23 protein-coding genes are annotated in these 24,342 nt (G+C 44.4%); 13 read left to right on the top strand and 10 right to left on the bottom strand.

Annotation, left to right across the window (positions count from 1 at the left end; translation table 11 throughout):
* Nucleotides 1-260 (bottom strand): hypothetical protein (locus tag VIN08_RS14835; protein ID WP_331966651.1); only part of this gene is annotated, 260 nt, incomplete at its 3' end.
* A gap of 149 nt (nucleotides 261-409) precedes the next feature.
* Nucleotides 410-2,887, bottom strand: coding sequence for a zinc-dependent metalloprotease (locus tag VIN08_RS14830; protein ID WP_331966648.1), 2,478 nt, complete (start codon nucleotides 2,885-2,887; stop codon nucleotides 410-412).
* A 263-nt stretch (nucleotides 2,888-3,150) separates the two neighbouring features.
* Here VIN08_RS14830 and VIN08_RS14825 point away from each other — a divergent pair, with 263 nt between their 5' ends.
* The gene (locus tag VIN08_RS14825) at nucleotides 3,151-3,528 is read left to right on the top strand and encodes a hypothetical protein (RefSeq protein ID WP_331966645.1); all 378 of its coding nucleotides are present in this window, start codon (nucleotides 3,151-3,153) and stop codon (nucleotides 3,526-3,528) included.
* A gap of 141 nt (nucleotides 3,529-3,669) precedes the next feature.
* On the opposite strand, the gene VIN08_RS14820 is transcribed toward VIN08_RS14825, so the two are convergent.
* Nucleotides 3,670-4,527 (bottom strand): DUF4349 domain-containing protein, encoded by an 858-nt coding sequence (locus VIN08_RS14820; RefSeq protein WP_331966643.1) that lies wholly within the window; start codon nucleotides 4,525-4,527, stop codon nucleotides 3,670-3,672.
* A gap of 268 nt (nucleotides 4,528-4,795) precedes the next feature.
* Complete coding sequence (locus VIN08_RS14815) at nucleotides 4,796-4,987, bottom strand: hypothetical protein (protein ID WP_331966640.1); 192 nt, start codon at nucleotides 4,985-4,987, stop codon at nucleotides 4,796-4,798.
* A 118-nt stretch (nucleotides 4,988-5,105) separates the two neighbouring features.
* Here VIN08_RS14815 and VIN08_RS14810 point away from each other — a divergent pair, with 118 nt between their 5' ends.
* From VIN08_RS14810 to VIN08_RS14795, 4 genes are all read left to right on the top strand, one after another.
* Nucleotides 5,106-5,672: a sigma-70 family RNA polymerase sigma factor gene (locus tag VIN08_RS14810; protein ID WP_331966637.1), complete on the top strand. Its 567-nt coding sequence runs from the start codon at nucleotides 5,106-5,108 to the stop codon at nucleotides 5,670-5,672.
* The gene (locus tag VIN08_RS14805) at nucleotides 5,669-6,766 is read left to right on the top strand and encodes a serine protease (protein WP_331966634.1); all 1,098 of its coding nucleotides are present in this window, start codon (nucleotides 5,669-5,671) and stop codon (nucleotides 6,764-6,766) included. Before VIN08_RS14810 ends, VIN08_RS14805 begins: the two co-directional genes overlap by 4 nt.
* A gap of 392 nt (nucleotides 6,767-7,158) precedes the next feature.
* Complete coding sequence (locus VIN08_RS14800) at nucleotides 7,159-7,662, top strand: hypothetical protein (protein ID WP_331966631.1); 504 nt, start codon at nucleotides 7,159-7,161, stop codon at nucleotides 7,660-7,662.
* Nucleotides 7,663-7,669: 7 nt separating this feature from the next.
* Nucleotides 7,670-8,188, top strand: coding sequence for a class I SAM-dependent methyltransferase (locus tag VIN08_RS14795; protein ID WP_331966628.1), 519 nt, complete (start codon nucleotides 7,670-7,672; stop codon nucleotides 8,186-8,188).
* On the opposite strand, the gene VIN08_RS14790 is transcribed toward VIN08_RS14795, so the two are convergent.
* Nucleotides 8,160-9,218: a bile acid:sodium symporter family protein gene (locus VIN08_RS14790; RefSeq protein WP_331966654.1), complete on the bottom strand. Its 1,059-nt coding sequence runs from the start codon at nucleotides 9,216-9,218 to the stop codon at nucleotides 8,160-8,162. The genes VIN08_RS14795 and VIN08_RS14790 overlap by 29 nt on opposite strands.
* Nucleotides 9,219-9,357: 139 nt before the next feature.
* Between VIN08_RS14790 and VIN08_RS14785 the strand changes: the two genes are divergently transcribed.
* Complete coding sequence (locus VIN08_RS14785) at nucleotides 9,358-11,826, top strand: glycoside hydrolase family 95 protein (protein ID WP_331966625.1); 2,469 nt, start codon at nucleotides 9,358-9,360, stop codon at nucleotides 11,824-11,826.
* Between the two features lie 54 nt (nucleotides 11,827-11,880).
* Complete coding sequence (locus VIN08_RS14780) at nucleotides 11,881-13,602, top strand: M3 family oligoendopeptidase (RefSeq protein ID WP_331966622.1); 1,722 nt, start codon at nucleotides 11,881-11,883, stop codon at nucleotides 13,600-13,602.
* 24 nt (nucleotides 13,603-13,626) lie between these two features.
* Here the strand turns inward: VIN08_RS14780 and VIN08_RS14775 are convergent, their stop codons facing one another.
* The 3 genes from VIN08_RS14775 to VIN08_RS14765 form a co-directional block, all read right to left on the bottom strand.
* A complete protein-coding gene (locus VIN08_RS14775) occupies nucleotides 13,627-14,079 on the bottom strand; it encodes a MarR family winged helix-turn-helix transcriptional regulator (RefSeq protein WP_331966620.1) in 453 nt (150 codons plus the stop codon).
* Between the two features lie 153 nt (nucleotides 14,080-14,232).
* Complete coding sequence (locus tag VIN08_RS14770) at nucleotides 14,233-14,805, bottom strand: YceI family protein (protein ID WP_331966618.1); 573 nt, start codon at nucleotides 14,803-14,805, stop codon at nucleotides 14,233-14,235.
* 111 nt (nucleotides 14,806-14,916) lie between these two features.
* Nucleotides 14,917-15,633 (bottom strand): tRNA1(Val) (adenine(37)-N6)-methyltransferase, encoded by a 717-nt coding sequence (locus tag VIN08_RS14765; protein WP_331966615.1) that lies wholly within the window; start codon nucleotides 15,631-15,633, stop codon nucleotides 14,917-14,919.
* Between the two features lie 50 nt (nucleotides 15,634-15,683).
* On the opposite strand from VIN08_RS14765, the gene VIN08_RS14760 reads away from it, so the two are divergent.
* Entirely contained in the window at nucleotides 15,684-16,673 is a 990-nt protein-coding gene (locus tag VIN08_RS14760; RefSeq protein WP_331966612.1) for a Gfo/Idh/MocA family oxidoreductase, read from the top strand.
* Here VIN08_RS14760 and VIN08_RS14755 read toward each other — a convergent pair.
* A complete protein-coding gene (locus VIN08_RS14755; protein WP_331966609.1) occupies nucleotides 16,670-18,055 on the bottom strand; it encodes a serine hydrolase in 1,386 nt (461 codons plus the stop codon). The genes VIN08_RS14760 and VIN08_RS14755 overlap by 4 nt on opposite strands.
* A 233-nt stretch (nucleotides 18,056-18,288) precedes the next feature.
* On the opposite strand from VIN08_RS14755, the gene VIN08_RS14750 reads away from it, so the two are divergent.
* Complete coding sequence (locus VIN08_RS14750; protein WP_331966606.1) at nucleotides 18,289-19,071, top strand: TIGR02757 family protein; 783 nt, start codon at nucleotides 18,289-18,291, stop codon at nucleotides 19,069-19,071.
* A 261-nt stretch (nucleotides 19,072-19,332) separates the two neighbouring features.
* The gene (locus VIN08_RS14745) at nucleotides 19,333-19,953 is read left to right on the top strand and encodes a hypothetical protein (RefSeq protein ID WP_331966604.1); all 621 of its coding nucleotides are present in this window, start codon (nucleotides 19,333-19,335) and stop codon (nucleotides 19,951-19,953) included.
* 51 nt (nucleotides 19,954-20,004) lie between these two features.
* Here VIN08_RS14745 and VIN08_RS14740 read toward each other — a convergent pair whose 3' ends face one another.
* Entirely contained in the window at nucleotides 20,005-21,945 is a 1,941-nt protein-coding gene (locus VIN08_RS14740; protein WP_331966601.1) for an ATP-binding protein, read from the bottom strand.
* Nucleotides 21,946-22,122: 177 nt separating this feature from the next.
* Here VIN08_RS14740 and VIN08_RS14735 point away from each other — a divergent pair, with 177 nt between their 5' ends.
* The 3 genes from VIN08_RS14735 to VIN08_RS14725 form a co-directional block, all read left to right on the top strand.
* Entirely contained in the window at nucleotides 22,123-22,698 is a 576-nt protein-coding gene (locus tag VIN08_RS14735; protein ID WP_331966598.1) for an RNA polymerase sigma factor, read from the top strand.
* A gap of 73 nt (nucleotides 22,699-22,771) precedes the next feature.
* Nucleotides 22,772-23,563, top strand: a complete 792-nt coding sequence (locus tag VIN08_RS14730; RefSeq protein WP_331966595.1) for a HEAT repeat domain-containing protein — start codon at nucleotides 22,772-22,774, stop codon at nucleotides 23,561-23,563.
* A 27-nt stretch (nucleotides 23,564-23,590) separates the two neighbouring features.
* The coding region (locus VIN08_RS14725; RefSeq protein WP_331966592.1) for a hypothetical protein at nucleotides 23,591-24,342 on the top strand (752 nt) is incomplete at its 3' end.

The following is a 24,342-nucleotide window of genomic DNA, read 5'->3' as shown; positions in this document are numbered from 1 at the left end:
GATGATGCTGTCCGCGCATAAGTTCGTGTAGGCTTGCCATCAGAAGCGTGCTCGGTATGCTTGTCAGCATGACGATTCGGATGTCGTATCCTTACATTAGCGGGCAACTCTTCAGGACCATCTGTATATTTCTCTGCAGTTTGCAGGTACTGATCTAACGCGCCATCTTCCTTCAGGTGCAGCTCAACACTATTCTCCTTACCCTGTCCGGTCGGTTTTCCTTTTGAGGGATGGAATTTCCCGTCTCTGTCTTTTCCCATAATCGTTCGCGTTTTTAAGGCGCAAGAGTAAATTATTATACCGTTGCGAGCGTCTGAAACAGGGAAGTGCGTGTGTTACCCGGTGATGGGTGTTTTCTACAGTTTGCGGAAGTGCAGAATTTTATCAGCTATTCTATATTCGCTTATGTTTAGCGACTCTTGTCTATTTTTTCATCGAGGTATTTCAGATGAAATACGGTCATGGAATCTTTTGTTTTGGGTATAGCTTTCTTCAAGCGTGCCTGTATATCGTTTAGCTTGCTCTTAATCAACGCATCAGCATCTGAGAGAGCCGTATTGTTTTTAGAAAGTTCAATCATCTTATCTACATAATAGCGTTGCAGGTATCTGCGATATACACCTACTGTGCCATAGGTTGCCAACTCCGTCCATATGGCCTGGTCAAGATCATCGAGATAATTAATAAGTCTATAGGCTCGTGTATCATACATCGCTTCTGCTTCTGCGAGTTTGTTGAGTGTATTATAGTTGAGCAGATTGTTCAATACCATTTCTTGTGACTGACCGATGATCTGTGTAGCGCTTTGCCCGACACGCGCCAACACCACTGTATCCAGCAGCCACATGGGAGGTTGAAAAAGATTTTTGTTCAGAAAATTGATGGCTTCACGTTGCAGCGCAGCAGGCACTACGCGATATACCGGACCAATCTGCTCGCTCGATTTAATGGTTTCGTATGTTCCTCCAATATAGGCGGTAACATGATTCAGATAATTATTATACTGGTTGATTACACCATTATACATCTGGTTCAGGTTCTTATAGCCTTCGTTTGGTACATACGTCCACGCATTGAGGCGCGGAACAATACGCTGTAGATTTTTTATACCATAATCACCGGCCTTCATCGCATTATCACCGAGATCTTCCGTCTGCACACGCGGATCGTCTGTCGAAAATTCAGAAGCATACCAGAGCTGCTGGTCTTTCATTTTTTCTACAATGGCGCCATTCAGAAAAGGGATCTCATTCTCCGATGAAGGTATATCTGCATAATAGCGATAGCCATACTCAATAGCCCACAGATCATATTTACCGATGCGTGCAATAAGTCCGCGTTCCGTTACACTATCCTGTGGCTGTGCAACATAATTGAAACGCGAGTAGTCCATAATAGAAGGTGTGTGGCCATTCTCTTCGAGCCACACGCGGTCGCGAAGTTTTTCTACCGGCACGGTAGAGCTTGCACCAAAATTATGCGTAAGTCCCAGGGAGTGCCCTACTTCATGCGCTGCTACCGAGCGGATCAGTTCTCCCATCAGGTCATCATCAAATTTCATTTTCTGCGCGCGCGGATCGCTCGCACCACATTGCACCATATACCAGTCGTGCAGTATGGACATCAGGTTGTGATACCAGTTGATATGACTCTCCAATATTTCTCCGCTCCGCGGGTCTGTAATGATAGGCCCGGCTGCATTGGCAATAGAAGATGGTTTATATACTATAGCAGAGTGGCGCGAGTCTTCCAGGCTCCAGTCAGGATCAACATCAGCACTGGGCGCTTCTTTTGCCAGTATAGCATTCTTGAAGCCGGCTTTCTCAAAGGCTACCTGCCAGTCTTCTATACCTTGCTTCAGATAAGGAATCCACTTTTGTGGTGTGGCCGGATCGATATAGTATATAATGGGTTTCTGTGGTTCAACCAGTTCACCGCGTTTATACCTGGCTATATCTTCCGGCTTGGGTTCCAGTCGCCACCGCTTTATATAGTTGATGATCTTTACACCCTGTGGGTTGGCATCGTAGTCGGTATAGCGTTCAGCAAAGTAACCAACCCTGCGATCAGCAAATCGTTTTCGCATAGGCTTCTTGGGTAACAATACTATAGATGTGTTGAGTTCGAGCGTAATGGTATTGTCACTCGTAGATTCGCTATACGTTTTAATGGTGCGGATCTCCAGGTTTACCGGGTATGAATTAATATCTTTTATATAGCACATGTTAGACAGTAATTCGCCTATGTGCATGGTTTTGCGAGAAGAAGAATTAAAGAAGAGTATATCATTACTCCCATTAATATAATCGGTAACATCGATCACACTTCCTTTGCCTCCCGGAGAATAAGCTCCTATACCAAAGGCCGCTGCGAGTGGTTGCAGGTTAGAACGGATCACAGCATTGAACATCGAGTTGGTGCTATCGCCTGCATTTTCCTGGTATGTGATGCGCCTCAGAAATAATTTGTGTGAAGGACCTTTTTCAAAACGGATAATCGTATTACCGATCTGGTCGCCAGCATAGCCTATATATTCCTGCCGCACACCGGCAGCACCTTGTGCTATGCGACTGACTATGAGGAGATCGCGCCCGAGCAAGCTATCGGGTATTTCAAAATAATATTTGTCTTCTACTTTGTGTACGGAGAATAATCCTTTTCGCGTGATAGCATTAGGTTTGATAAGACTATAATATTTACTGGGAGCTGTAAGCTGTGTATTACCTGCCGGTACGGATGACGGAGTTTCAACCGTATCTCTGCGGATGGTATCCTGCAAGAGTTGCACCGAAAGCAGCGATGTATCAGGTGCAATTACTGCCGGATTCTGCGCAATTGTTGTGGTACATATACCTAAACCAAGTATTAGAATGAGAATTTTTCGCATGGCTATTACATGATTTTTAAATAGTGAATATAACCTATTTATGTGGAAAGAGGTTCTTATACTGATCTGCTTTTTAAACCCATACATCGGAAAAAAATAAAATGGCGCATTTTCCTACAGTTGTCGAAACAAGGTGTCCATCTGATTCCTCAATACACACAAATGTTGAACAACTTGAACTGACTTAACAACGGGCACAGTTTTGTTTTCTTATAGGGGCATAAAATAATTGTCAATCTTTAATAACTAATTATTACTGTGCTATGAAAAAAGTAATGTTATTTTTTGCCGGAGTGTTTATGATAGGCATTGCGGCAGTGAGTGCTCAAGATTCAACCCGTACTCAACCAGCAACACAGCCTTCTGTTACGGAGCCGACAACACCAAGTCAACCGTCACAATCTGATCAGTATATTCAGAAAGATTATATCATGATCAAGTCCAATGAAGTGCCTTCATCGTTGCGCACCACATTGAAAGGTTCAGAATATACGGGATGGGAAAGCGGCCAGGTATACCGCAACAAAACTAACAACGGATACCTGATTCGTGTTGGTGCTGGCGATGATACCAAGAATTATTATTTCGACAGAAGTGGTAAAAGAATTACCGATCCCGGTTCAGGCGCTACAAAACCGTAACGTTATCGGAAGAGAAAATTTAAAGCCGAAAAAAGCCGGAGGTTTCCGGCTTTTTTGTTTTTGTACTGTTGTTGATGAATTATATATCTATATTCCTTTAGCACTTGCGTAAGGTGCTTGTCTTACTTGGCATGGAGTGAATTATTTATATTGAATCCGAATCTTCTTACGAACAATTTTCAGGTATATAATAATGATTCCGGCAAGTATATATATAGGCCAGAGATAGGCTAGCGCTACTATTATAGTAACTAAACCTTCCCAACCTGTAGAGAGTGCATCGATAAAGCGATCGCGCGGAGTAACGGTATCGGCAGAGGCTATCTCTTGTGATATCGTTTGATAAAATTCCAGCTCCAGTGTGCTATAGCTCACCTGTTCTTTCAGATAGTTGATTCGACTTACGGTGGCTTCGATCTCTTCGTGTAATTCACCGATCTCCCGTTCGGCATTGAGTAATTCTTCAATAGTGCCTGCTTTCTTTCGGAGGATGTCGGTATAGCGTTCTTCTACTTCGCGTTTGGTTTTGAGGCGCGATTCAAGATCAACAAACTCTTTGGATACATCATCGGTCTTTACATCGCGGAAGTTTACGAAGCGGGCTTGCAGATCGATCTCTTTTAACAAGTCATGAAAGTATTCGCTCTGCACCCGGATCGTAATTTTGTTTTCCAGTATAGGATTATCCAAATGCAGATTGGAAGAAGATATATAGGCCGGATATTTCTTTATGGCGGCTTCTATATTTTCGGTGGCGGTCTTTACATTTTCTACTTCAAAGCGGTAGTGTACATTCTTGATGAGTTTTACTTTTCCGTTCGAGTAAAGATCGTTGGTGGGTACAGGCGCCAGTTGTGCTTTGGCCAATACATTGTTTTGATCAACTACCGTTGTTTCATCAAGTGTATCAGTATCAGCCATGCTTGATTCACTTTTCTTGGCAGCACACGCTGCGAAAAGGCATGACAATACCAGAAAGACATATACTATGTTTTTCATAATCAGAAGAATTTAAATGGTTGAGAGAAAAAGCAAAACAGGAATGACACGACCCGGTGGACCGGTTACACGCGTGGCGGACCATTCATGATAGCAGCAGAGCTGCTATGATCAATACATTCAATAATAAATCGAGAGAGAAATGGGGAAAATGAGATTCCCGTGTGAGAAAAAAATCGCGCGCGCGGAGAGAGAAAGTTCCTGGTTGGCCGTAACCGGAAACAGAATAGAAAAAGGCTGACCGTTTTTGCGGTCAGCCGTTGGTTTCTTAGTGATGCGCTGTAGAATCAGCAGGAGTTGCTGTACTGTCAGCAGGTGTTGTAGCAGCGCTATCAACAGGAGTTTCTACTACAGTTGAATCTGCAGGAGCCGTAGCTTCTTCAGTTTTCTTAGGTTGGCAAGCAACTACAGCAAATGTGAAAACTAATGCAGCGAAAGCAAGTTTAACAGTGTTTTTCATGACTTATTGGTTTAAAAATTTCCTTTCATACAGCAAATTCACAAAGGTCACCCATCGTAAAAGATATTTTTCTTTGGGTTACCTTCGCAGCACTTTTGTATAAAATCGACCTTTTAACGTGGCGTATTATTTTGACGAACTGATCGTATCTGAGATCAAGAAGAAGAATGAAGTGGCGCTCCGGGAGCTCTACAAGGCACATTATCCTATGGTAGTCAACCTGATCCGGTCGAACAACGGCACCGAGCAGGAAGCCAAGGATATTTACCAGGAGGCGGTGATCGCATTTTACGAGAAGGTGCAGGAAGAGGATTTTGTTCTCACCTGCAAAATCAAAACCTACCTCTATGCTGTGTGCCGGAGGCTGTGGCTGAAGCGATTGGCGGAGAAGAAAAGATTCCACGGAAATATTGAGGAGACGGAAACGTTCCTCGGTATAGAAGAAGAGATGGTGACGATCGAGGAGAACGAGAAGAAATTTGCCCGTATGCGCGAATCACTGAGTGGTTTAGGAGAACCCTGCCGCGGTATACTGGAAGATTTCTATATCAATGATCTGTCGATGGAAGCGATCAGTGAAAAGTTCGGTTACACGAATGCTGATAACGCCAAGAACCAAAAGTATAAATGTCTGCAAAGACTGAAGAAATTATTTTTTGCAACGTATAAAGAAGACCTCCCATGAATACTGACCAAACTCTCTACGAATTGCTGGATGACTTCGCTGCCGGTAAACTTACCGCGGAGCAGGTAGCATCCATTGAATATAGACTTGAACACGATCCATTGTTTCGAAGCAAAGCCGAACAACACCAGGCATTTCGCGAAGCCATGAAATTCTACGGCAGTCGTAATCAGTTAAAAACTATACTGGAAGAAACACACCAGCAACTGGAAGAAGCCGACACAACGGTACCGGTAGTGGTTATGCCTGCCACCGGCTGGAAAAAATATTGGCCGATGACGGCTGTAGCAGCCTCTGTAGCATTTCTCAGTATTCTCGGCACGCTGTGGATGACGCGCTCACTCGAAACAAAACAAACGGCTATCTATAAAGAACTGCGCAGAAATGTAGACCAGATCAAGCGCTCGCAGAAAATAATGATGGAAGATATAGCCGAGACAAAAGATCGCACCAAGCCTGTTCCTATCCCCGGTAAATATGCCGGTACAGGTTTCCTTATCTCTACCAATGGTTATGTGGCCACCAGCTATCACGTTGTGAAAGAATCGGATTCTGTATTTATCGAGAATGAAAAATTCGGCAGACAGAAGGTTGCCGTTGTATTGAGCGATCCAGCCAATGATATAGCGGTGCTGCGTATCGAGCATGATTCTGTTACCAGCGTGAGTCGCACGCTGCCGTATTCAATTATAAAAGGAGAAGCCAATCTGGGAGAGCGTGTATTTACCCTTGGTTTTCCGCGCGAAGATATAGTATTCGGTGAAGGTTCTATCAGTGCCTCGACAGGCTTTAGTCAGAATCCGAATGCATACCAGATTTCTGTGCCCGTAAATCCCGGTAACAGTGGCGGACCACTTTTCAACGAAAGTGGAGATATAGTCGGCATTATCAGTGGTTCCCAGACAGAAACAGCAGGTACAGCTTTCGCAATCAAGTCTTCTGTTGTTGCCGATGTGATCACTACAGCATCACTCGATACCCTCGATAAGCCTTTGGTTCTTCCCAAGTACAACACCATAAAAAACACTACCCGCGTGCAGCAAGTAAAGCGCTGGAAGGATTACGTGTTTATGGTGCAGGTATATAAGAATTGATTTCTGGCAAAAGTGTGCGAGGGGATATTGCTCACTCGCATACTTCTGCGTTCGTTATTCGTGAATGGTTAACCGTTAATCGTTATCATTGCCGCCACCAACTTCAACATTCGTTGATCAGAGTTCCTTGTTCGATATTTGTTACACGTTTGTTATTCGTAAAAGGTGTATTATCTTTTGTACGTGTTTAGAGCATCTGGCGCTATGGTCAATTGCGTTTGTCATGGTATGTATCCTAAACAAGGGTACGTAGAACTGATCGAGAAATAAATTATTATAACATGATTATTTTCGGGATAAAGGACTCTCATTTAACAACCCAGAGTATTTCAAAACAATGTGAGAGTTGTAAAGTAAGCAACAATCTTCAACTAAGTATATTTCAGAGATATGTGCACGTATTTTGGATACCCTTTTTTCCGGCAGGCAAGAAATATGTAACTCAATGTAATCATTGCAAAAATATATTACTAAATGGTAATGAATTCCAATATGCCTTTCCATCCGTTTATAAAGAGATAAAACAGTATATAAGAACTCCTATTTGGACATATATAGGGGTGGTATTGGTAGTTGTTTTACTAATAAATTCAGTAATAGGAGAATTTAAAAAAAGTGAGAATAGTAAGGTGCTGGTACAATCACCAACAAAGGGAGATGTCTATAAATTCAAGACAGAAGATGGACAGTATAGTTTATTAAAAGTAGCAGAAGTGAAGGGCGATACCATTTACGTGTTTTCAAATAACTACGTAGCGACACAAATCAGTGGGCTTGATAAACTATTAACGCACGGTGATTCGACCTATAGGACAGATCCATACCCACTCTTAAAAAGCGATATATCTAAAATGTTTGAGAAGAGAGATATTCTCGAAGTCATTCGGGAACAGTAATATATCTATGGAATTAAAAACCGCTATAAATCTGATAGCAACAGGCGTGGAGCAGGCATCGCCACAGGTGTGGGCCGATTTGGGAGCTGGTCGGGGATTATTTACGCAGGCGCTTGCTTCGCTGTTGCCGGCTTCAAGTATAGTATATGCGGTGGATAGTAATCGTGCTGCGCTGCGTTCCATCATGCTGCCAAAAGGTATAGCACTTCATACGCTGGAAAAGGATTTTGTAAAAGATGAGCTCGCGCTCGAACCGTTGGATGGTATATTGATGGCTAATTCATTTCACTATGTGGCTGATAAATATACCTTTATCGCCAACATCCGGAAGAAGCTGAAATCAACGGGAAGGATACTATTGGTAGAGTATAATACAGAAGCAGCAAACACCTGGGTGCCTTATCCTATATCGTATACTTCGTTGGTAAAATTTGCCAGGGAAGCTGGTATAGCTTCTGTAAAGAAATTAGCGGAAGCACCTTCGGTATACCAGGGTTCTATGTATTCGGCACTATTGCAGCTATAGGTTTATCGGATGTATGTATATTCTTCACCATCTTGCGGGCAATCATGCTCACTACAATAAGTTGCAGTGCGTGATACATCATCAGCGGCAATAACAACATACCGGTCATGGTGCTTTGCGAAAATAACACGCGCGACATTACCGTGCCATGTACCAATGACTTTTTCGATCCGCAGAATACTGCTGTTACGCGATCTGCACGATCAAATTTTAACAGGCGACAGATCAATGTCGTAATTCCATAGGCAGCAAAGAATAGTATCAGCATCGATGCTCCCAGTAGCAGTAACTCTATACCGGTAAGATCACTGAACATTTTCTTTTCGAACGATTCACAGAAGGCAGTATATACGATTACAAGGATGATCGTCTGATCAAAATATTTTAATTGCTTTTTATACTTATCCGCAAACGCGCCCCACACCGGGTTCAGCAATATGCCGAGTACTACCGGTAACAATACCTGCGCGATCAGTTTGAGGATGATGGAGCCCATTTCCATATCACCTGATGAACCGGATAGAATTAAACCCATCCATATCGGTGTGATGAATACGCCAATAATACTGGATATACTCGCATTGAAAATAGCAGCCGGTATATTTCCTTCTGCCAGCGATACCATTACTACGGAAGAAGAAACCGTGGATGGTAAACTTGCCAGGAAGAATGTGCCAAGCCAGAGCACTTGGACAGAAGTATCGCTAAACATTCCTTTAAACGGAAGCACCAGTAGCGGGAAGAGTATAAATGTACTGAGCTGCACCAGTATATGCAGCTTCCAGTTGCCGAGACCTTCCTTTAGTTTTTTCTTGCTCAGTCGCAAACCATAAAAAAAGAAGATCAGCGATACACCATAATTAGCCAAGGATGAAAGTGAGAAGGCGCCCTCTGCTATACCCCCTTGCGGCCATATATAGGCAAGCCCGATCATGCCGAGCAACGCCAGTACAAAACCATCTAATCCAATACGCTCCAACACCTGTTTGGGGTGCAACCGAAATGCGTGACCTTCCTTATTTTTCTCCATACGGATGTTACGATATGCAAGTATCGCCATGAAATAATTGTTATAAAAATGCTTTGTTCAACGGAAAGTTTAAAGGTCTGTTCTATATTCACAGAATCATCTTGTTCACAAGGTGTGTAGTGGTCAATAAAATGGATGTATGGAAAAAATCAAGGATATGAAATATAGCATCGTTGCAATTTGCTGCCTGCTTTGGGGAAATGCTTTTGCTCAACAGGCTCCTTTTAAATTATGGTACAATAAACCTGCCGGTACCTGGGAAGAAGCCTTGCCCTTGGGCAATGGTCGCCTGGGTGCTATGCTGTATGGCGGTACGCAAAAAGAAGAATTGCAATTGAATGAATGTACTGTGTGGGCCGGTGGGCCGAATAATAATATTAATCCGGCTACAGCACAGTATATCGGGCCCATCCGTAAACTGCTGGCCGAAGGTAAATATGCCGAAGCACAGGCGCTTGCCAATAAGAATATACATTCACTCAATGATGGCATGCCCCTTCAACCGGTGGGAAGTTTATTTATGGAGTTTGCCGGGCACGATCAGGCGCAAGACTATAGACGCGATCTCTCGCTTGAAGATGCTGTGGCAACTGTTTCCTATACCGTGAATGGCGTGCGCTATACGCGCGAAGTATTTACTTCTTTTCCCGACCAGGTAATTATCGTACGTCTCACAGCCGATAAGCCTGGTAACATTACCTGTAAGCTTTCGTGGCAAAGTCCGCAAAAACATAGTGTTCGCGAAGAACAAAATATACTGTTGCTGAATGGTATAACGGGCGATCATGAAGGTGTAAAGGGTGCTGTGGAATTTGAAGGACAAGTGCAGGCATTATCAGAAGGTGGTACTGTAAAAACAGATACCTCTGGTGTAGCTATATCGAAAGCCAATGCGGCTACGATCTATATATCGATCGCTACGAATGTTAAGAACTATCACGACATCAGTGGCGATGAACATGCACGTGCATCTCAGTTTCTGCAGGCAGCCGTAAAGAAGAAATATACCGCGGCCCTCGCAGCGCACAAGAAATTCTATCATAATTACTTTGATCGCGTTAAGCTTGACTTGGGAACAACATCTGCTGTAAACAACACAACCGATAAACGACTGGCAGATTTTGCTACGGGCAATGATCCGCATCTTGCCGCGCTATATTTTCAGTATGGTCGCTACCTGCTTATCTGTAGTTCGCAGCCTGGCGGACAACCCGCTACATTACAAGGTATATGGAATAATAAAGTGATGCCTCCGTGGGATAGTAAGTATACCGTGAACATTAACACCGAAATGAACTATTGGCCGGCAGAAGTAACAAACCTGAGCGAGCTGCACGATCCGTTGTTTAAAATGCTGAACGATCTTTCGTATACCGGTCAGGCCAGCGCAGCCAAAACGTATGGTGCACGCGGCTGGGTATGTCATCATAACACAGACTTGTGGCGCGTAACCGATCCTATCGATGGTGCATATTCGCATGGTGTGTGGCCGATGAGTGGTGCGTGGTTGTCGCAGCACTTGTGGGAGCACTATATGTTTACCGGAGACGTAAATTTTCTGCGTCAATATTATCCGGTGCTGAAAGGAGCGTGTCGTTTCTTTGTTGATGTATTGCAGGAAGATCCGGAACATCATTGGTTGATCGTGAGCCCCTCTGTTTCTCCGGAGAATACGTATACCTATAGCGATACTGAGAAGGCTTCGATCACGGCAGGTGCTACAATGGATAATCAGTTGTTGTTCGATCTCTTTACCCGCACCATGAAGGCTTCTGAAATTTTAAAGAACGATAAAGCTTTCGCGGATACATTACGACAACTGAAAGAACGACTTGCCCCGATGCAGGTTGGTAAATATAGTCAGTTGCAGGAGTGGCTTCATGATTGGGATAATCCTACCGACAAGCATCGTCACGTATCGCATCTATATGGTTTATATCCCAGCAACCAGATCACACCATATCGCACGCCCGAATTATTTATGGCTGCGCGCAACACGCTGATACAACGGGGCGATGTTTCTACCGGTTGGTCCATGGGCTGGAAAGTAAATTTGTGGGCGCGGTTGCTCGATGGTAACCACGCCTATAAACTTATTACCGATCAGTTAAAACCTGTAGGTACCAACGAAGGAGGAGGAGGAACGTATCCGAATTTATTTGATGCGCATCCGCCCTTTCAGATCGATGGTAACTTTGGTTGTACCTCGGGTATAGCAGAGATGCTGGTACAATCGCACGATGGTGCATTGCATATACTGCCAGCATTGCCCGATGCATGGAAAGACGGAAATGTAAAAGGACTTGTTGCCCGCGGAGGATACATTGTAGATATAAGCTGGAAGGATAAAAAAATTACTTCGCTTCGGATACAATCCAAACTCGGTGGTGTTTGCCGGTTGCGTGTACATCAGCCATTGAAAGGCAGTGGCAAGATCGTGCTGAAGAATGCCGCAGATGTTAACACCAATCCTTTTTATGAAGTGGTGGCGGTAAAAGATCCGATCATTTCACCCGAAGCAAAACTCTCACGCACAGAACTTCCCGCTAATATCGAATATGATATTCTGACGGAGGCCGGTAAAGAATATACTTTCCTGCCGCAGTAAGGAATTATCTTTGTGTAATTTTGATTTTACTATTTCAACAACGCAACAACCATCATGACAGTTATAGCGATACCACAAAGACCTCAACGTAAATTTTTGCCGGAAACATTCAAGGTAACAAGCTGGGGAGAGCTCAAGCCTTACTTCGATCAGCTTCTGCAACGCGATCTGCCAACGATCGATGCACTGAAGCACTGGTTTAAAGATCGCAGTGAGTTGGAATCAATCATCTCCGAAGACCTGGCATGGCGCTATATTAACATGACTTGTTATACCGATAATGAAGCCTACAGCAAATCGTACCAGGATTTTATACAAAACATTCAACCGGAAGTTGCCCCGGTATCTGATCAGTTGAACAAGAAAGCAGCATCGTCACCTTTCCTCGATGCGCTGGCAAAAGAAGAAGGATACGATATCATGATCCGTAATTTGAAAAAAGAGATCGAGATATTTCGTGAAGAGAACGTGCCGCTTTATACCGAGATCAATACTGAAACACAAAAGTATGCGCAGATCTCCGGTGCTATGACGATAGAGTGGGAGGGAAAAGAAGTTACGCTGCAACAGGCATCAGTCGTGTTAATGGATACGGATCGTAAGAAGCGTGAAACAGTATATCATCTGATCTCCAACAGAAGATTAAAGGATAAAGAAACACTGGATAATCTTTTCTCTGCATTGATCGGGTTGCGTCATAAAGTATCGTTGAATGCAGGCTTCACTAATTTCCGCGACTATATGTTCAAGTCGCTGGGCCGTTTTGATTATACTCCGAAAGATTGTTTTGATTTTCACGATGCTATTCAAAATGAAGTAGTGCCATTGTTGAATGAGTTTGCGCGTGAACGCAAGCAGGCGTTAAAAGTATCGGCACTGCGCCCGTGGGATAAAGCGGTTGATCCGGAAGGACGCGAAGCATTAAAGCCTTTCACAACGGGTAAAGAACTTACGGAGAAAACCATCGAAGTATTTCGCAGGCTTGATCCGTTCCTCGGGCAATGTCTCGCGATCATGAAAGAGATGGGCCATCTCGATCTTGAATCAAGAAAGGGCAAAGCTCCGGGTGGGTATAATTATCCGCTGTCAGAAATAGGTGTGCCGTTTATTTTTATGAACGCAACGTCTACGCTACGCGACATGGTAACGATCATGCACGAAGGTGGCCATGCTATACATAATTTTCTGACGCGCGATCTGGAGCTGAACGATTTCAAATCAACACCATCCGAAGTAGCAGAGCTTGCTTCTATGTCCATGGAATTAATATCGATGGATCATTGGGATGTATTCTTTACCGATGCAGAAGAATTGAAGCGTGCCAAGCGCGATCATCTTGAAGACCTCATCGAAACATTACCGTGGGTGGCCACCATCGATAAATACCAGCACTGGCTATACGAGCACGCCTCTCACTCGCTCGAAGATCGCAAGCGTGCGTGGAATCGTATCTTCGATCAGTTCGCGGATACTGTTACTGATTGGAGCGAACTACAGGAGACAAAAGATTACCTGTGGCAAAAACAGCTTCACCTGTACGAAGTGCCCTTTTACTATATCGAGTATGGTATGGCACAACTCGGTGCTATAGCAGTATGGAGAAATTTCCGGAACGATCCTGCTAAAGGATTACAGGGATACCAGAATGCATTGAAGCTTGGCTACCTGCGTTCTATTCCGGAAATATACAAGGCTGCTAACATCCGGTTTGATTTTAGCAGGGCCTATATAAAAGAGCTTATGGACTTTGTGAAAGAAGAATTGTCGAGAATATAGCCCTCTATATTCTTCTTTTACTTTTTATCCTCTGCATTTGTCGAGCAGGTCGCTGAGCTGCTCGGCTTCATCATCGGATAGCGCGATCACACCATCAAACTCTTTTTGTTTCTTGTCGATCTCATTGAGTACTTCCATGCCTTTGGCAGAAATGGTAACATCCGTTGCGCGCTTATCGAGCGGACTCAGTTTTTTCTCAATCAGTTCTTTTACTTCGAGGCGATCGAGTAAGCGCGATACATCCGAGTTCTTATCCATCATGCGTGCCTTGATGGAAGCTCCGGAGATACCATTGGGATGCTGACCGCGCAGGATGCGGAGTATATTAAACTGCTGGGCTGTGATGCCATACGGTTTAAAAAAACTCTGCTGTCTATCCTGTATCCAGTTAGAAGTAAAAATTACATTGATGATGGCTTTTTGAAGAGTGTTACGAAATTTCGTTTGACTGATCTCTTCTTCGATTTTCATGTTCATAGGGTTTGGGATAATCTCTATACGTTGTACAGGGCACAACGGGTTACTTTTTTTCGCAGAAGATTAGACACAATAGAATAGCAATACGTTGTCAGCAGGTATATTTCTGACAAACGGATCTGCGTCCAGCGCCTGCGTTGGTAAACTTGGGAATTACGCTTTGTTGAGTTCTATTTTGCAGATGATCTCTACATCATCACCAACCACCAGGCCACCGGACTCAATGGTCTTGCTCCATTTCAGTCCATAGTCTTGTCGGTTGATCTTGCCGGTAAGTTTGAAGCCTGCCTTCTCGCCATTGCCGGTTTTTACAGAGCCGCCATACGTAACATTGAAAGTTACGGGCCTGGTTACATCGCGTATAGTGAGGTTGCCCTTCAATACATACTTGTCGCTTTCCTTTACAAGGTTGCCTTTGAATTTTATCTCGGGAAATTTTTCAGCATCAAAAAACTCACCGCTTTTCAGGTGATTGTCGCGCTTCTCATTGTCTGTATCGATCGATGCAGTCTTAGCAGTAAACTCAATGTCAGCACCATTAAAGTCAGTAGCCTTCGTTGATACTTTGGAATCAAAATCTTTGAAGCTTCCTTCTGTTTCAGAAACTACCATGTGCGCCACACTGAAGCCGACACGCGAGTGAGCCTTGTCGATCGTCCAGGTAGATTGGGCCAGGGCACTGCCCGTAAGCCACGAGAGAATGATGAGGATGTTTACTTTTTTCATAGAGGGGGTTTTTGTTTGTGATAACGAATATACTGATTTTTTTGCATGTTAGAACAGGTTCCAGACATGGCAAATCAGGATTAGATAGCAGCGGATAAAAGTATGTTTCTGTTACATGTTCAGATAAAATTCACGCGTCAGATCTATATAGGAGTTGTGCCAGGTGTTGTCTTGCTGGTATAGCAATATCTCACCCGTATCAAGCGAAGCTGGTATAAATGCAAATGTTAACAGCCATCGTTCAACAGGTTTACCGGTGCGTGTGCGAAAACTCCATTGCCGTATACATGATAACGAATAGGTTGAGGCCAGCTCGATAAATTGTATACCTTCTGTATAGGGAAGTATAACATGAAATGTACCGGTAGGTTTTAACAACCGCTTCACTGCCTGCAACAGTGCATCAAAACTGAGGGAAACGGTATGCCGTGTTTGTAATCTTCGTTTATCAGGCGGCTCCTGGCTGTTAACAAAGTACGGTGGATTGGATACGATCAGATCATACTGTTTATCTGTAGCATACTCCTGTATAGCTCCGGTATAGATCGTTACCTTGTCTGGCCAGGGTGAGTGCTGTACATTTTCAGTAGCTTGCGCAGCGTCTGTCTCTTCAAGTTCAATAGCATCAATGATCGTGTCGGGTGAAGAACGTTGCGCCAGCATCAGCGCAATAACACCCGTGCCCGTGCCAATGTCGAGTATAGTTTGTGCCGATTGTATATCTGTCCAGGCACCGAGTAATACACCATCGGTGCCCACCTTCATAGAGCACCGGTCGTGTGCTACAGAGAACCGTTTAAAGTGAAAGTGTGTGCCGCTTTTTGCCATCCGCCAATATTCTTTAATTTACCACGAACATCAAACGATCGACACAAAATATGGCGCGAACAATTCGTTGGGGAATTTTAGGATGTGGCAAGATTGCTCACAAGTTTGCAAACGACTTGAAGCTGGTGGAAGACGCTTCATTGGTTGCAGTAGCCGCGCGTGATGAAGCCCGTGCAAAAGCTTTTGCCGAACAGTTTGGAGCTGCAACATTCTTTACTACATACGAAGCACTGGTAACATCGCCCGAGGTGGATGTGATCTATATAGCCACACCGCATGGTTTGCATCACGAACATGCCTTGCTTTGTTTGAAGCATGGTAAAGCTGTGCTTTGCGAAAAAGCCTTTACACTTAACAGTCGCCAGGCAAAAGAAGTAATAGAAATTGCACACGCGCGGAAAGTTTTTATTATGGAAGCTTTCTGGACGAAGTTCCTGCCGCAATATCAAAAAGTAACAGAGATCATTCAGTCAGGCAAACTCGGGCCAATAAAATGGATACAAGCAGACTTTGGTTTTAATCCCGAGCCTCCTGTAGCTCCACGCTTAACCAGTCCTTTGTTAGGAGGGGGCGCCTTGCTGGATATAGGTATATATCCCGTATTCCTTGCGCAATCATTACTGGGCATGCCAACCGATATACAGGCAACGGCTACCCTATACGACACGGGTGTAGATGAACAATGTTCTATGCTGATGAAATTTTCTTCGGGAGCAATCGCTACACTTTCGGCAACACTCTCGGCACATACACCGGTGGAAGCTGTTATAGCCGGCACTGAAGGACGATTGTTATTGAAGAATCGTTTTCACAATGCCATTAGCAAACTGGAGATTGCCATGGGTAAAGATGCACCGGAGCCTATAGAAGTATATCGCGAAGATGGATACGGCTACCAGTTTGAAGCGCGGCATGTGGGCGAGTGTCTTCGTAAAGGACTAACCGAAAGTCCGGTGATGACACACCAGGATACGCTGCAACAAATGCAGACACTGGATCGCATCCGTGCTATACTCGGTATACATTACCCGGTTGATTAATTCGGAAGCCCCGCTATAATTCCGTTGACCAGATTTGCAAGACTGAAGTTTTTGTTGTGCGTTACACCCAGGCGAACCACTACGAGTTTTTTAGAAGGCACGATCACTACAAAATTCTTTTCGAAGCCATCGAAGATAATGGCTTCAGCCGGTAAACCTGGATATTCTACTACCTGCGGGTTGTAGGGATCACCAAGGTTCAGCCATATCTGTGCTCCATACTGACGCGCTTTGGCGGATGGCGCAGGCGTTGTAGAATACTTCACCCAGCCTTCCGGAAGTATACGTTCTCCATTCCATATACCATCGTTGAGATATAGCAGACCAAAGCGGGCCCAGTCGCGTGCCGATGCAAACGAATAAGACGAAGCGACAAATGTACCGGAAGCATCCGGCTCAATGATAGCCGTGTTCATACCGATACGATGGAACAGCTTTTCATAGGGAAAACGATAGTAAGCACTGTCGCTTACGGTTTGCCGGATGATGCGTGAAAGTATATTCGTTGTGCCGCTGGAGTATTGAAAGAATGTGCCGGGCTCGTATTTCAATTTACGTGCAGCCGCATACGCAGCCTTATCATCACTCTTGATAAACATCTGGTGGAAGTCGGCTGTAGGAGAGAAGTAAGATTCCGACCACTCGAGTCCGCTGCTGGCCTGCAGTAAATTGTTGAGTGTAATTTTACTGCGCTCATCATTTCTCCATTCGGCCACGGGCGCAGCTTCATCGATCTTGAGTTTCCCTTCTTTTACCAGTATACCGATCAGTGCGTTGGTTATACTCTTGGTCATTGACCAGCCCATCATGCGACTGTTATAGGTATACCCGGTGGCATATTGCTCGGCTATCAGGTGGCCATCGTATACAACGGCTACGCCATGCGTAAACACCGGGTTCTTCGGATCAACATCTGCGAATGCCTGGTTCACCGCTTCACGCACTTTACCATAATCTATACCAGCGAGCAATGTATCTTTTACCAGGTTGCCCGATGGCCAGGCAATAGTATCCTGGTTGGTAATAGCTGGTTGGGGTCGTCTGACGGGTTGCGCGCGCACGGCTTCTTCATCCATCTCTGCGAGCAAGGTACAGCCAAGCCCTTTGCGATATATAGCTTTACCGGTTTTCCAGAACATGGTTACCGACACAGAAGAATCTTCACGATTAACTTCATACGGTAAAGATGGCATTCCCGGAAATACCTGGAACTCCTGCTCCACTACACTGGCCGGTTCACGGTTGGTAACAAATACACATGAGCACATCGTCTTGGCAGCCATCCCGGTCATAATAGGCGGGAATGTTGCCAGTATATATACTATAGCAACCACAATGAGCAACAACAGGGTAAGGGCAAAGTACTTGAGAAATTTCTTCATAACGATCCGCAGGTTTGAGAGCAAGATAGTAAAAGTTCGGTAGTCGTTGGTGGTTCTCTCTTAATCGTTAGTCGTTAATAGTATATCCGTTAATCGTTATTGGCAGGCTCTTGGCTGGATTTTGTTTCCTCACTCCGCACTCACACACGACTAACGGAGAACCATTAACAGCGAATGAATGCAGCAGCTATTTTATTCCAGCGAAATATAGTATCCTTGAGAAAAAACAGAACGTGAAGCGAGCGAAGCAGACGACCGTAGAATTGAAAGAATTTCTGGATGAGAAAGTAGCGCTATATAATCGTCCGGGGTTTATAGAGAACGATCCGGTTTCTATTCCGCACATGTTTCGGAAGAAACAGGATATAGAGATAGCCGGTTTATTTGCAGCCGTGCTGGCGTGGGGGCAACGAAAAACGATCATTAACAAATGCCGGCAGTTGATGGCGATGATGGACAACGAGCCGCATCAATTTATACTTCATCATTCCGAACAGGACCTGAAACCGCTGCTGGAATTTAAGCATCGTACCTTTAACGCAACGGATACACTATATTTCCTGGAAGCATTGCGATGGTTTTATCAGAATCATAAATCACTGGAAGAAGCTTTCTATATAGCTGGTCAGGATACGATCGAGAAAGGCCTCGATCAGTTTCAGCAATTGTTCTTCAGTCTGGAAGATGCACCGCAGCGAACGCGTAAACATATACCTTCTCCTTCGCGGAAGTCTACCTGCAAGCGCCTGGTGATGTACCTGCGCTGGATGGTGCGGCAAGATGATAAGGGTGTTGATTTCGGCATCTGGAAAAAAATCAAACCTGCACAACTGATCTGTCCGTGCGATCTGCACGTAGATCGTGTAGCGCGTAAACTCAAACTCATCCGCAGAAAACAAACCGACTGGCAAACTGCGCTCGAACTTACCGCCAACCTCCGCCAGTTCGACCCTATAGATCCGGTAAAGTACGATTTCGCTTTGTTCGGACTGGGTATTGAGGAGGGATGGAAGTAGGCGTCCGCTACTATGGGCAGTACTTCTGCATTCGATATTCCTTGTTCGATATTCACTATTCGTTAATCGCGAGTAAATTCCGGCTTCGGCTTTCTGTTTTTGGCTTTCAGCAATGGCTTAATCATCGGGAAACCAGGCACATCATTGCCTTTCGTCCCTTACGATAAGACTTTGATCGAACAGATTCACGGTTAATATAATTAGGCTGGCAAAAGGAATGAAGATAATGTAAGTTGCAAAAACTATTCAACCAGTTCGCTTATGAAAATACTGAAAAACTTTGTGGCACTGTGGGTATATCTGTTGGCTTTTCAATTTTCATTCGCTCAGCAACCTGCCACCACCGAGGTACAGCCTCCGCCTGAGAACTACACGCTGCGCGAGCGCTTCAGCATTATGAAGGCCAAAGCGCAAACCTTTAAGGAATATAAAGTGGTGAAGGAAAGTGTGCTGGACGGAGTCTGGAAAATTACGCGCGATTCATTACTGGCTAAAGATGTAGCCATTCGCGATGCCAAGAAAACCATAGCCCAGCTAAATGCACAGGTAGCCGATGCTAAAACGGCTATGCAAAAAAAGGAGCAATCCGTGGCGGCTTCGCTGCACGACAGCACCCATATATCAGTGCTCGGTATAGATTTCGACAAGAATGTATTTCTTACCATTGTAGCGATACTCGTGGCCGGACTGGCTTTCGTGATCGTTACTTTTATTGGTCGCATGAAGGTGATTACAAAATCACTGCACGAAAAGAAACTCACCATCAACATGCTCACCAATGAGTATGAAGAGTATAAACGCAGGGCGATGGAGAAACAAACCAAGCTTTCGCGTGAGCTGCAGGACGAACGCAACAAACTTTCCTCTATTCGTAATTCGTAAGGTATATTTCGCTCCGGATCTATAATATAGATGGATGTCAGCGAAGAGCAGTTAGATAACGGGCTGCGGCACACGGTCACTCTCAATATAGATCAGTGGCAGCTCTACCACGAACGTTGTGCCCTTGCCAACTTTGCTCTCTACTGAAATTTTTCCTTTTAATACCTGTACCAGTTGTTTTACGATAGAGAGGCCAAGACCTGTAGAGCTTTCGCCATCGGTAGGGCGGGCACTTAGTCTTTTAAATTTCCGAAACAGTAAACCGATTTCCTCAGGAGGTATACCGGGGCCCTGATCTTCTACTTCGATTCTGAGCATAGCCAGATCCTGCTGAACACGCAGGGTAACATTTTTATTTTTAGGGGAGAACTTGATTGCATTTGAAAGAAGATTGTCAAGTATACGTTGCAAGGCCGATAGATCGGTCGTGATAAAGGTATTGACAGCCTGGTGATCTTCCAGTGTGAGCGTTATATTCTTGGCAGTAGAGTGCTCGCGGAAACCATGAATATGCTGCCGCATAAAACTGCTGATGTTGATAAGCTCAGGTTTGAGTTCCATCGAGCCTTGTTCAATCTTGTTAATGTCGAGCAGGTTAATGATAAGCGACTGCATGTTACTGCACGAGCGCTGAATGTGCCGAATATACTCCTGTATATCGCCCGGTAAATCCTGCTTGCTCATATTGATCAGGGAAGTAAGACCGATAATATTATTGATCGGGCTTTTCAGATCATGTGCTGCTACAGCCAGAAAATTATTCTTCTCTTCGTTGAAGTGCATGAGCTTCTTGTTGAACTCGCGAAGTTGTTCTTCGGCTTCTTTGCGTTCGCTGATATCAATCACAGTTCCGCGGCTCATCACATATTCACCCTGCTCATCATATATAGCGGTAGCGTTTAGCAGTATGGGAAACGTACTACCGTCTTTTCGCAAAAAAGTATGTTCCTTGTTGTGTATAAAACCATGTTCTTTAAATGAATTGAAGTCGTTATAATACGATTGATGTTCATCCGGAACCAGTATAGCAGTAACATGCATTTTACCCAACACCTCTTCTGAAGTATATCCCAGCCAGTTCAACTCTGTTTCATTCATGCGCAATATAGTGCCGTCAGGAGCGAGGGAGTGATATCCGCAGGGGGCATTGTTATAGAGATCCTGCACCTCGGCCAGCGCATCTTCTGCTTTTATATTTCGTATCTGTAATGCTTCGTAGAACGATTCAAGTTCTTCCATATTCTGTTGCAGCTCTTCGTTCAGTTCTTCGGTTACGTTAAACTGCTTCTGTAATTCGTAGGTTCGCTGCTTTACTTTCTTCTCGAGTGTTTCATTCACGTTGTTCATTGCAGAGATGAGCTGCGTGTTCTTTTTTTCTTTCTGCAAAATAGTAATCAGTGCCAGTACCGAAGCCAGTGCTATCAGCGAGAAGCTGGTATAGCGAATAACATTCTGGCGTTTATGTGTAGTGGCTACCTGCAGGAGACGATCGGTCAGTAAATTTTTTTCGTGCTCAATAAAGAGCGCCTGCCATGTTTCGATACTGTCGGTTAATGCTTTTTCTTCATTTTGTTCTTTCAGAAAAAGAGCATCGTTCTTTGTGCTGTGTTTATAGATGGTAGAAACAGTATAGATGTGATCGAGCTTGCGTGTTATAGCAGGCACAAGTTTCTTTTTTAACAGCCATGTTTGCTGCGGGTTATCGGCCACCTTATGTTGCAATGAATCGATTAGCTGAAGCAACGTACGGTGGCCGGCCTCTATATCTTTCAGAGGGCCAACGCTGCCTGTTAGCATATACCTTCGCTGATTGGATTCTATATTCTTTAGCGTAGAAAGAATATCGGATGCACGGTTGATCACTTCGTATGTATGGAAGACCCAATTCACCCGATCACGGCTGTCCTGAACCGCGTAGCGCGTAATAACAGCGCTGATGCCGGTAAGCAATACAGAGCTTGCCAGAAGTACAACAATACTCGTGGTTTTCATCGGATGGGCTATAGGAAGATAAGATAAATTCTTTGAATGACCTATAATTTTCCAAAAGGTTTGTGGTGTACAGAATACAATTACAGGCTTGCCCGCGAATACAATTTCATGGAAACATAAATTTTAAGAAACTTTACAAAGCCGTGTAACCATCCGTAAAACCTTAAGTTACCCATCTTGAAAACTTTACCTTCTGAATTGGACGCACTAACGGATAACAGCCTGATGCTTAAAGTCAGGGATGGCGATGTCGATAAACTGAGCCTGCTTTTCGAGCGGTATAAGAAACCTTTGTTCGGTTTTTTCTACCACATGAATAAAGATGCAGACCTCAGCGAAGATCTCGTGCAGAATGTTTTCTACCGGATACTGAAGTATCGCTATCTCTTCCGCGGAGAGGGCGACTTCAGAACATGGATGTTTCACATTGCGCGCAATGTAAGTCACGACCATTTCCGGAAGAATAAGATTACTGCTAAAGACTCGCTCGAAACCTGGCAGGATCGCCTCGGCAGTGATGACAATCGCGCTTCATCATTGCAACAGGAAGAGGAAATGCATTTGCTCTCCATGGCCATGGACAGGTTGCCCGAAGAGAAACGCGAAATATTAGTGCTGAGTAAATTCCAGGACAAGAAGTATAAAGAGATAGGCGAGATACTCGGATGTTCTGAAGGCGCGGTAAAGGTAAAGGTATTCCGCGCACTGCAGGAATTGAAGGAGATGTATCAAAAGCTGGAAGCCAAATTCTAGCCGTTATCTGTTAACCGTCAATGGTTAATCGTTAACGGTAACCGATAACGGTTAATGAAAAATAAAATATAGTATGGAACGAACAAGTATAGATGCAATGCTGACGAAGTACCGCGCTGGACAAACCAGTGCAGACGACCTGAAGATCATTGAGAAATGGCTGGAGGATGGTGTGATCGAACTTCATGACCTGGAAGATATGCAACAACTGCACGATCAGATCATGCACGTAGAATCACCGATGCCTTCGCTGGAACTGGATGATAAATTCTACCGGATGCTGGCGCAGGAAAAAAAGAGCAGTAAAGCATTTTCGTGGAGGCAGTTCTTTGCATGGCCTGAACTGATGCCGAAGCTTGCTTTTGCAACGGTGGCCCTACTGGCTGGATTGGCAATAGGTTTTTGGGTGCGTCCTTCAACGGGTGCTGCGAGTGATTCCGGACAAATAGAAATGCTCAGTCAGCAGGTAACAGATTTGAAAGAGATGATGATGCTTTCTCTTCTCGAAAAAGAATCGGCTACCGAGCGTCTCAAAGCGGTGAGTCTTACACAGGAGATGGACCAGGTGAGCAGTAAAGTTACCGTTGCGTTGATCGAGACATTGAACAACGACAGCAACGTAAACGTAAGGCTTGCAGCACTGGATGTATTGAAAGGCTATGCAAGAAATAGTGAAGTACGCGAAGCACTTATCCGTTCCATCGCCCAGCAACAATCGCCACTCGTGCAGGTAGAACTGGCCGAATTGATGGCCACACTACAGGTAAAATCATCGGTAAAGGAATTGGAAAAATTACTCGACAATAAGAAGACTCCGCTGGAGGTAAAGAAAAAGATCAAAGAAAGTATTCAGGTTATAAGCTGATCGAATAATCACTAACTCTATAATCCCATGAAGACATTATTACAGATCTGTTTGCTGCTGATCGCGGCAGGTTTGCACGCGCAAACACATACAGAAAAAATATCCAAAACATTTACGTTCGAAAAGAAGAGTGCAGATAATGCACTGATGATTGCCAACATCAACGGTTCTATTAAAGTAGAAGGCTATACCGGTGATAAAATTCTGGTGGAAGTAACCAAGTCGGTATATGCTAAAACAGAAGCCCGGCTGGAGAAAGGTAAACAGGAAATACAGTTAGGTGTAATAGATCGTGCCGATAGTATTATACTATATTCGGAGGGCGGCTGCTCTAATTTTGGAAAGCGCACCGACAAGCGAGGAAAGAACAAGCGCGACTGGGGCTACAATTGGAATAACAATTGCCGAAACTGCAATGAAGAGTATGATTATCGTCTTGATTTTGTAGTGAAAGTTCCGGCCAGTATACATATCGATGTAAGTACCATTAACAACGGAGATGTATCAGTGCAGGGGGTAAATGGTGTAGTGCTCGCCAATAACATTAACGGGAGCATCAAACTTACGAACCTGGTGCGCGAAGCAGAGGCAAGCACCATCAATGGCGATGTAGATGTAGAGTATACATTGAACCCCAAGAAAGACTGCCGCTTCTATTCCCTTAATGGCGATATCAATGCGCTGTTCCAGAAAGGACTGGGGGCCAACCTGAGCTTCGAAAGTTTTAATGGCAACTTCTATACCAACATCGATAAACTGGAAACACTGCCGGTACAGGT

Origin of the sequence: Ohtaekwangia sp. (genome assembly GCF_036568665.1) — a bacterium.
Lineage (GTDB): Bacteria > Bacteroidota > Bacteroidia > Cytophagales > Cyclobacteriaceae > Ohtaekwangia.
This window is presented reverse-complemented; position numbering and strand designations above follow the sequence as displayed.

What these genes read in the sequence shown, in the direction of transcription:
- VIN08_RS14830 (WP_331966648.1), bottom strand. Translation starts at nt 2,887, where the DNA reads ATGCGAAAAATTCTCATTCTAATACTTGGTTTAGGTATATGTACCACA.
- VIN08_RS14825 (WP_331966645.1), top strand. Translation starts at nt 3,151, where the DNA reads ATGAAAAAAGTAATGTTATTTTTTGCCGGAGTGTTTATGATAGGCATT.
- VIN08_RS14820 (WP_331966643.1), bottom strand. Translation starts at nt 4,527, where the DNA reads ATGAAAAACATAGTATATGTCTTTCTGGTATTGTCATGCCTTTTCGCA.
- VIN08_RS14815 (WP_331966640.1), bottom strand. Translation starts at nt 4,987, where the DNA reads ATGAAAAACACTGTTAAACTTGCTTTCGCTGCATTAGTTTTCACATTT.
- VIN08_RS14805 (WP_331966634.1), top strand. Translation starts at nt 5,669, where the DNA reads ATGAATACTGACCAAACTCTCTACGAATTGCTGGATGACTTCGCTGCC.
- VIN08_RS14795 (WP_331966628.1), top strand. Translation starts at nt 7,670, where the DNA reads ATGGAATTAAAAACCGCTATAAATCTGATAGCAACAGGCGTGGAGCAG.
- VIN08_RS14790 (WP_331966654.1), bottom strand. Translation starts at nt 9,218, where the DNA reads ATGGAGAAAAATAAGGAAGGTCACGCATTTCGGTTGCACCCCAAACAG.
- VIN08_RS14785 (WP_331966625.1), top strand. Translation starts at nt 9,358, where the DNA reads ATGGAAAAAATCAAGGATATGAAATATAGCATCGTTGCAATTTGCTGC.
- VIN08_RS14780 (WP_331966622.1), top strand. Translation starts at nt 11,881, where the DNA reads ATGACAGTTATAGCGATACCACAAAGACCTCAACGTAAATTTTTGCCG.
- VIN08_RS14775 (WP_331966620.1), bottom strand. Translation starts at nt 14,079, where the DNA reads ATGAACATGAAAATCGAAGAAGAGATCAGTCAAACGAAATTTCGTAAC.
- VIN08_RS14770 (WP_331966618.1), bottom strand. Translation starts at nt 14,805, where the DNA reads ATGAAAAAAGTAAACATCCTCATCATTCTCTCGTGGCTTACGGGCAGT.
- VIN08_RS14765 (WP_331966615.1), bottom strand. Translation starts at nt 15,633, where the DNA reads ATGGCAAAAAGCGGCACACACTTTCACTTTAAACGGTTCTCTGTAGCA.
- VIN08_RS14760 (WP_331966612.1), top strand. Translation starts at nt 15,684, where the DNA reads ATGGCGCGAACAATTCGTTGGGGAATTTTAGGATGTGGCAAGATTGCT.
- VIN08_RS14755 (WP_331966609.1), bottom strand. Translation starts at nt 18,055, where the DNA reads ATGAAGAAATTTCTCAAGTACTTTGCCCTTACCCTGTTGTTGCTCATT.
- VIN08_RS14745 (WP_331966604.1), top strand. Translation starts at nt 19,333, where the DNA reads ATGAAAATACTGAAAAACTTTGTGGCACTGTGGGTATATCTGTTGGCT.
- VIN08_RS14740 (WP_331966601.1), bottom strand. Translation starts at nt 21,945, where the DNA reads ATGAAAACCACGAGTATTGTTGTACTTCTGGCAAGCTCTGTATTGCTT.
- VIN08_RS14730 (WP_331966595.1), top strand. Translation starts at nt 22,772, where the DNA reads ATGGAACGAACAAGTATAGATGCAATGCTGACGAAGTACCGCGCTGGA.